A 6,444-nucleotide genomic window follows, 5' to 3' on the forward strand; every position below is an offset into this window, starting at 1 on the left:
CACAGTCCGATCCGACGACGCGGATAATGGGGAAACGTGACGACCAATCTCGGAATGCCCGCTCTGCCACCGCCCGTGCTCGCGCCGCGCCGGAAGTCCCGCCAGATCAAGGTCGGCGACGTGCTGGTCGGCGGCGACGCGCCGGTGTCGGTGCAGTCGATGACGACCACGCTCACCGCGGACGTCAACGCCACGCTGCAGCAGATCGCCGAGCTGACCGCGGCCGGGTGCGACATCGTCCGCGTGGCCTGCCCGTCCGCCGACGACGCCGAGGCGCTGCCGGCGATCGCGACGAAGTCCCAGATCCCGGTCATCGCCGACATCCACTTCCAGCCGAAGTACGTGTTCGCCGCGATCGACGCCGGGTGCGCCGCCGTGCGCGTGAATCCGGGCAACATCAAGAAGTTCGACGACCAGGTCGGCGCGATCGCCAAGGCCGCCTCCGACGCGGGCGTGTCGATCCGCATCGGCGTCAACGCCGGCTCGCTCGACAAGCGGCTGCTGGAGAAGTACGGCAAGGCCACGCCCGAGGCGCTCGTCGAGTCGGCGCTGTGGGAGGCGTCGCTGTTCGAGGAGCACGGCTTCCGTGACTTCAAGATCTCGGTGAAGCACAACGACCCGGTGGTCATGGTGCGGGCCTACGAGCAGCTGGCCGAGCAGTGCGACTACCCGCTGCACCTCGGCGTCACCGAGGCCGGCCCGGCGTTCCAGGGCACGATCAAGTCCTCGGTCGCCTTCGGTGCGCTGCTGTCCAAGGGCATCGGCGACACCATCCGCGTCTCGCTCTCGGCCCCGCCGGTCGAGGAGGTCAAGGTCGGTCTGGCCATCCTCGAGTCGCTGAACCTGCGCCAGCGCCGCCTCGAGATCGTGTCGTGCCCCTCGTGCGGCCGCGCGCAGGTCGACGTCTACACGCTCGCCGACAAGGTCACCGCCGGCCTCGAGGGCATCGAGGTGCCGCTGCGCGTCGCGGTCATGGGCTGCGTCGTCAACGGCCCGGGGGAGGCCCGCGAGGCCGATCTCGGCGTCGCGTCCGGCAACGGCAAGGGCCAGATCTTCGTCAAGGGCGAGGTCGTCAAGACCGTCCCCGAGTCGCAGATCGTCGAGACGCTCATCGAGGAGGCCCTGCGCATGGCCGAGCAGATGGGTGCGGACGGCGTGGCCTCGGGCGAGCCCACGGTCTCGATCGGCGGCTGAGTTAGCCGGTCGCCCGCGGCGGGCACGCTCCTTTCGAACGTAATCGAACGAAGGAGCCGTGCCATGCCCGACCAGGACGACGTCACCCGCAACGCCGAGCGCCCCACCGACCAGTGGGTCACCGGCGACGAGCCGATGACCGGCCCGCAGCAGTCCTACCTGTCCACCCTCGCCCAGGAGGCCGGCGAGGAGGTTCCCGACGGCCTCACCAAGGCCGAGGCCAGCGAGCACATCGACCGGCTGCAGGACAAGACCGGCCGTGGGCAGTAGGGGTCGCGGCCGGTCCGCTGCCGATGTGAGCGATCTGCGCCGATGTCGGTAGCCTGACCGGAATGGGATTGCTGCACCGTCCGGACGCCGAGGTGGTGTCCACGGACAGCGGCAGCGGCGAGGTCGACGGGCTGACCGTCGAGGCTCTCGATGACTCCGACCGCGGCGCGCTGCGCCGCCTGGTGGCCCTCGATCCCGTGACGAACGTCGTGCTCGACGCCCGGTTGGCGTCGGTTCCGACGCTGTCGCCCCGCCGTTTCGGTGGGTCGTTGCTCGGCGCGCGTGACGCCGGGGGGACCCTCGTGGCGGCCGCCTTCCACGGCGGCAACCTGCTGCCGGTCGGCGGCGACGAGGCCTCGTGGCGGGTGCTCGGTGAGCGCCTGGCCACCGAGATCCGGCTGTGCACGTCCATCGTCGGCGACGCCGACGCCGTCCACGCACTGTGGCCTCGCCTCGAGCCGGCGTGGGGTGCCGCGCGCGCGTTTCGCGAGCGGCAACCTCTGCTGCGCCTGGACGACGCCGCGCTGCTGCCCGACGGGGACCCGGCGGTGATGCGCGTTCCCACGTCTGCGCTCGACGCGTACCTCCCGGCGGCCGCGGCGATGTTCACAGAGGAGCTCGACATCTCGCCGTTCCGCGACGCGCAGGGTGAGGAGTACCGCCGCCGCATCGCGGGTCTGATCCGCGAAGGACGGGCCTTCGCCCGCTTCGACGAGCACGGCGAGGTGGTGTTCAAAGCCGACTTCGGCGCCGTCACCCCTGCCACCTGCCAGGTGCAGGGAGTGTGGGTCCGCCCCGATCTGCGCGGCCAGGGAATCGGCACCCGGGCGCTGGCCGCGGTGCTGCGCGAGGCGCTGCGGACCGCGCCGACCGTCAGCCTGTACGTCAACGACTTCAACGAAGCCGCCCGGCGCATGTACGACGCGCTGGGCATGCGCCAGGTCGGCACGCTGAGCACCGTCCTGTTCTGACCGAGGCGGTCGAACGGCGGCGGACGGTGGCGGCGCTCAGATGCCGGGGAAGGCGTCGGACGCGCGCGACGGGTCGACCAGTGCGCGCCAGCGCACAGCGCGCACCGCACTCGCGGTCAACTGCTGCTGCGCCCGCGCGCGCACCGACTCCGGCGCGCTGCCGTCGGCGGCCGCGGCCGCGAACAGCGCGCGCCAGGCGGCGGCGCAGCCCTGTTCGACGCTCACGGCGCACCGGCGGGCCGCCGCCGCGTCGCGCACCGAGCCCAGTTCCGGGTAGCCGGCCAGCGGGCCGACCGGTGCGGCGCCCGCAGCCGCGAGCGCCGAGGTCGTGTCGTCGCGGGCGGTCTCGTGCGCCTGCTCGCAGTCGGCGGCCAGCCGGCGCTCGTCGCCGTCGAGGCGCGGACCGGCCAGGCCGTAGCCGAACACCGCGCGGTGCTCGGCGGCCAGGGCCGCCTGCCAGGCGTCGTCCACTGCCGACGTGAGGCGGCTCATGCGAGCAGCTCCGCGTGGCCGGCCTCGCAGGCGGAGATCGATGCGAGCAGCGTCGCCAGGCGCGGGTCCGCGCCCGTCAGTGCGGCTGCGCGCCGGGCGGCACGGCGTGAGGCGTCCTGCTCCGCCGTCCGCAGCTGCGCCGGCGTGCGCGCGGTCCCCCGCGGCGCCCCGGAGGGCGCCGACGGCGCCGGGGACGCTCCCGAGCCCCGCGCCTGGTCGATCAGGGCCTGCAGCGCGCGCAGGTGGGCGGCGTGGTCGGCACGCACCTGGGTGACCGCCGTGCGCACCTGCGGCGAGCCTCCGGTCGTCGCGTCGAGATCGGCGAGCAGGGCCCGCTCGGCGGCCACCGCCGCGAGCAGACCGGCCGGCGGACGCGGCCGCGGTGCGTCGTCGTCGGTCGTCACCCACGCCGCCGCGACGCCGGCGCCGCCTGCCACCACGACGGCGCCGGTGCCGGCCAGGAACCAGCGCCGGGTGCGGTGGGGTGGGCCCGCGGGTGGCGCGGGCCGCGGGTCGGACGCATCGGGTTGCGGGGCCGACGGCCGGACCTGCGGGTCGGACGGCTGCCGGACCTGCGGGTCGCGCGCCGGGTCGGGGTCGGGGGCGGGGTCGGGGGCGGCGTGGCGGCCCGCCGGGCTCGGCCGCTCGGGCGGCGCGGGGGCGGGGGCCGAGGTCGGGGCCGCGGTCCCGTCCGACCCGTGTGTCGACTCCGGCCGGGACGCCGCGTCCGGGGCGCTCTGCGCACTGTGGTCGCCGCTCACATCGCTCATGTCGGGCCGATCCTCGCAGAACGCCGGTGCACTAAGGTCCACAGGACACGCGGGCATGCCAGGTCCGGACCAGCGCCCCCGCGCGGACGTCCGGTCCGAAGGTGCCCGCGGCCCACCCCCGCACCGAAGGAGACCGCATGCCCCCCGCCCCCGCAGGAGCGTCCGCGGCGGCGGCTCGCGCGAGCCTGCTGGAGCTGCTGACCCCGCTGGTGAACGAGGCCGGCTACGACCTCGAGGACGTCGCCGTGTCGCGCGCCGGGCGCCGCAACCTCGTGCGCGTGATCGTCGACGCCGACGGCGGCATCGACCTCGACGCCGTGGCCACGGTCAGCCGGGTGGTGTCCGAGACGCTCGACGCCGTCCTCGACGGGACGCCGGCCGACCCCGTCGTCGCGCAGGCGTTGGCCGGTTCGTACACGCTCGAGGTCAGCTCGCCGGGGGTCGACCGTCCGCTGAGCGAGCCGCGCCACTGGCGCCGCGCGGCGGGGAGAATGGTGAAGACGGACGCGCACGGCCGGTCCGTCGAGGGCCGCATCGTGACGGTCGACGACTCCGGAGTCACACTGCAGGTGAAGGGTCGCGAGCAGCGTGTGGCCTGGGGTGACCTCGGGCGCGGGCGCGTCCAGGTCGAGTTCAACCGGTCCGCGGGGGAGGAGTAACCGCATGGTCAGCGTCGACCTCGCCGCCCTGCGCAGCATCGAACGCGAGAAGGAGATCTCCTTCGACCTCCTGATCGAGGCGCTCGAGACCGCCCTGCTCACCGCCTACAAGCACACTCCGCACTCGATGCCGCACGCCCGCGTCGTCATCGACCGCAAGAGCGGCGAGGTGATCGTCTGGGCGCAGGAGCTCACCGCCGACGGTGAGATCGAGGAGGAGTACGACGACACCCCGACCGACTTCGGCCGGGTCGCCGCCGCCACCGCCCGCCAGGTGATCCTGCAGCGGCTGCGCGACGCCGAGCACGACCAGACCTACGGCGAGTTCGCCGGGCGCGAGGGCGACCTCGTCACAGGCGTCGTCCAGGCCGACGCGCAGGCCAACCAGCGCGGTGTCGTCGTCGTCGACATCGGCAAGGTCGAGGCGATCCTGCCGCAGTCGGAACAGGTGCCCGGCGAGCAGTACACGCACGGCACCCGGCTCAAGGCCTACGTGGTCGGCGTGGCGCGTGGCATGCGCGGACCGCAGGTGACGCTGAGCCGCACCCACCCCAACCTGGTCAAGAAGCTGTTCGCCCTCGAGGTGCCCGAGATCGCCGACGGCAGCGTCGAGATCGTCAGCGTCGCGCGCGAGGCCGGCCACCGCAGCAAGATCGCCGTGCGCACCGAGGTCGACGGGCTCAACGCCAAGGGCGCCTGCATCGGGCCGATGGGCCAGCGGGTGCGCAACGTCGTCGCCGAACTGCACGGCGAGAAGATCGACATCATCGACTGGCACGCCGATCCCGCCACGTACGTGGGCAACGCGCTGTCGCCCGCCCACGCGCTGCAGAGCGTCGTCGTCGACCCCGCGATCATGGCGGTGCGGGTCGTCGTCCCCGACTTCCAGCTGTCCCTGGCGATCGGGCGTGAGGGCCAGAACGCCCGGCTCGCGGCCCGGCTGACGGGCGCGAAGATCGACATCCACGCCGACACCGAGGCGGCCGAGGAACCGGCCGGCACCGAGCCGGCCGACACAGAGCCGGCCGACACCGAGCCGGCCGCCACGCCCGATTCGGGCGTCGCGGCCCTCGGGGAGTAGGCTTGCCGACGGTTGTCGCCGCGATCACGGCAGCCGATCACAACGCAGCACGGGCGCCACGCCGGCGCCCGGTCCGCACGTGCATCGGATGTCGCGAGCGTGCCGACGACCAGGTTCTGCTTCGCGTCGTCGCGATCGACACGACCGGCTCGCAGGCGCACCCGGGTGAGCCCGGGGACGTCCCCGTCATGGTCGTGGTCGATCCCCGTCGTCGCCTGCCGGGACGGGGCGCATGGTTGCATCCCACTCCGGCGTGCGTCGACCTGGCCGTACGACGCCGGGCGTTCGGCCGGGCCCTGCGGGTCCCGGGGCGGATCGACCCGGCGCCGGTCGGCGAGTACGTTGCGAGGATGGGACGCGACGGTCCCGCGGCTCCGGCCGCCCCCGCCGTCCGCCCCGGAACCGCGCACGACCCAGTACCGACCGGTACGCCTGTATCTCGACCGCAGGAGACGACGAGCAATGAGCGTTCGATGAAGCGCCAGCGATGAGCAGGTCCACCCACTAAGCGGACCGCGCGGCATGCCGCACGGTCCTTCGAAGGAGACACGTGCCCGGCAAGACCCGCGTATCAGCTCTCGCCAAAGAGCTCGGCATCACCAGCAAGGAAGCCCTCGCCAAACTCGGCGAGATCGGCGAATACGTCAAGAGCGCCTCGTCCACGGTCGAGGCGCCGGTCGCGCGCAGGCTGCGCGAGGCCTTCCCCGACGCCCCCGGCCCGGCCAAGAAGGCCCCGGCCCGCAAGAGCGCCCCCAAGGCGGACGCTCCCGCGTCCGGACCGGCCGACGTCGCACCCGCCGCCGAGGCGCCCGCCGCCCCGGCCGCGTCCGCGCCCGAGGTCGTCGAGACGGGGGCCCCCACGGGAGCCTCCACCCCGGCGCCCGCCGCCCCGTCCGTGCCCACTCCGGGCCCGGCGCGTCCGGCCGCTCCCGCCGCCGACACGCGCCCGGCCGTGCCGGACGCCCCGTCGGCCCCGGCCGCCGCCCAGCAGCCCGCGGCGCCCGTCC

At 74.2% G+C, this 6,444-nt stretch carries 9 protein-coding genes; 7 read left to right on the forward strand and 2 right to left on the reverse strand.

Translation table 11 applies throughout. The features are described from left to right. Window positions 1-36 precede the first annotated feature (36 nt). The 3 genes from ispG to ACYVP9_RS23115 all read left to right on the forward strand — a co-directional run bounded on the left by ispG (window position 37) and on the right by ACYVP9_RS23115 (window position 2,435). A complete protein-coding gene (gene ispG / locus ACYVP9_RS23105; RefSeq protein ID WP_460607343.1) occupies window positions 37-1,194 on the forward strand; it encodes a flavodoxin/ferredoxin-dependent (E)-4-hydroxy-3-methylbut-2-enyl-diphosphate synthase in 1,158 nt (385 codons plus the stop codon). A gap of 63 nt (window positions 1,195-1,257) precedes the next feature. Then, entirely contained in the window at window positions 1,258-1,464 is a 207-nt protein-coding gene (locus tag ACYVP9_RS23110) for a DUF3072 domain-containing protein (protein WP_460607344.1), read from the forward strand. 62 nt (window positions 1,465-1,526) lie between these two features. Beyond that, window positions 1,527-2,435 (forward strand): GNAT family N-acetyltransferase, encoded by a 909-nt coding sequence (locus ACYVP9_RS23115; RefSeq protein ID WP_460607345.1) that lies wholly within the window; start codon window positions 1,527-1,529, stop codon window positions 2,433-2,435. A 36-nt stretch (window positions 2,436-2,471) separates the two neighbouring features. Here the strand turns inward: ACYVP9_RS23115 and ACYVP9_RS23120 are convergent, their stop codons facing one another. After that, window positions 2,472-2,927 carry a ferritin family protein gene (locus ACYVP9_RS23120; protein WP_460607346.1) on the reverse strand — a complete coding sequence of 152 codons (456 nt, stop codon included), beginning with the start codon at window positions 2,925-2,927 and terminating at the stop codon, window positions 2,472-2,474. Then, window positions 2,924-3,697 (reverse strand): ferritin-like domain-containing protein, encoded by a 774-nt coding sequence (locus ACYVP9_RS23125; RefSeq protein WP_460607347.1) that lies wholly within the window; start codon window positions 3,695-3,697, stop codon window positions 2,924-2,926. The genes ACYVP9_RS23120 and ACYVP9_RS23125 overlap by 4 nt, the downstream gene beginning before the upstream one ends. A gap of 137 nt (window positions 3,698-3,834) precedes the next feature. Here ACYVP9_RS23125 and rimP point away from each other — a divergent pair, with 137 nt between their 5' ends. The 4 genes from rimP to ACYVP9_RS23145 all read left to right on the forward strand — a co-directional run. Then, on the forward strand, window positions 3,835-4,356 hold the full coding sequence (gene rimP, locus ACYVP9_RS23130; RefSeq protein ID WP_460607348.1) for a ribosome maturation factor RimP: 522 nt from the start codon (window positions 3,835-3,837) through the stop codon (window positions 4,354-4,356). A 4-nt stretch (window positions 4,357-4,360) separates the two neighbouring features. After that, a complete protein-coding gene (gene nusA, locus ACYVP9_RS23135; protein ID WP_460607349.1) occupies window positions 4,361-5,437 on the forward strand; it encodes a transcription termination/antitermination protein NusA in 1,077 nt (358 codons plus the stop codon). A 23-nt stretch (window positions 5,438-5,460) separates the two neighbouring features. Then, entirely contained in the window at window positions 5,461-5,928 is a 468-nt protein-coding gene (locus tag ACYVP9_RS23140) for a YlxR family protein (RefSeq protein WP_460607356.1), read from the forward strand. Window positions 5,929-5,987: 59 nt separating this feature from the next. Continuing rightward, a partial coding sequence (locus tag ACYVP9_RS23145; RefSeq protein ID WP_460607350.1) for a translation initiation factor IF-2 N-terminal domain-containing protein occupies window positions 5,988-6,444 on the forward strand: 457 nt, incomplete at its 3' end.

The sequence above is a fragment of the Jatrophihabitans fulvus genome (assembly GCF_054781375.1).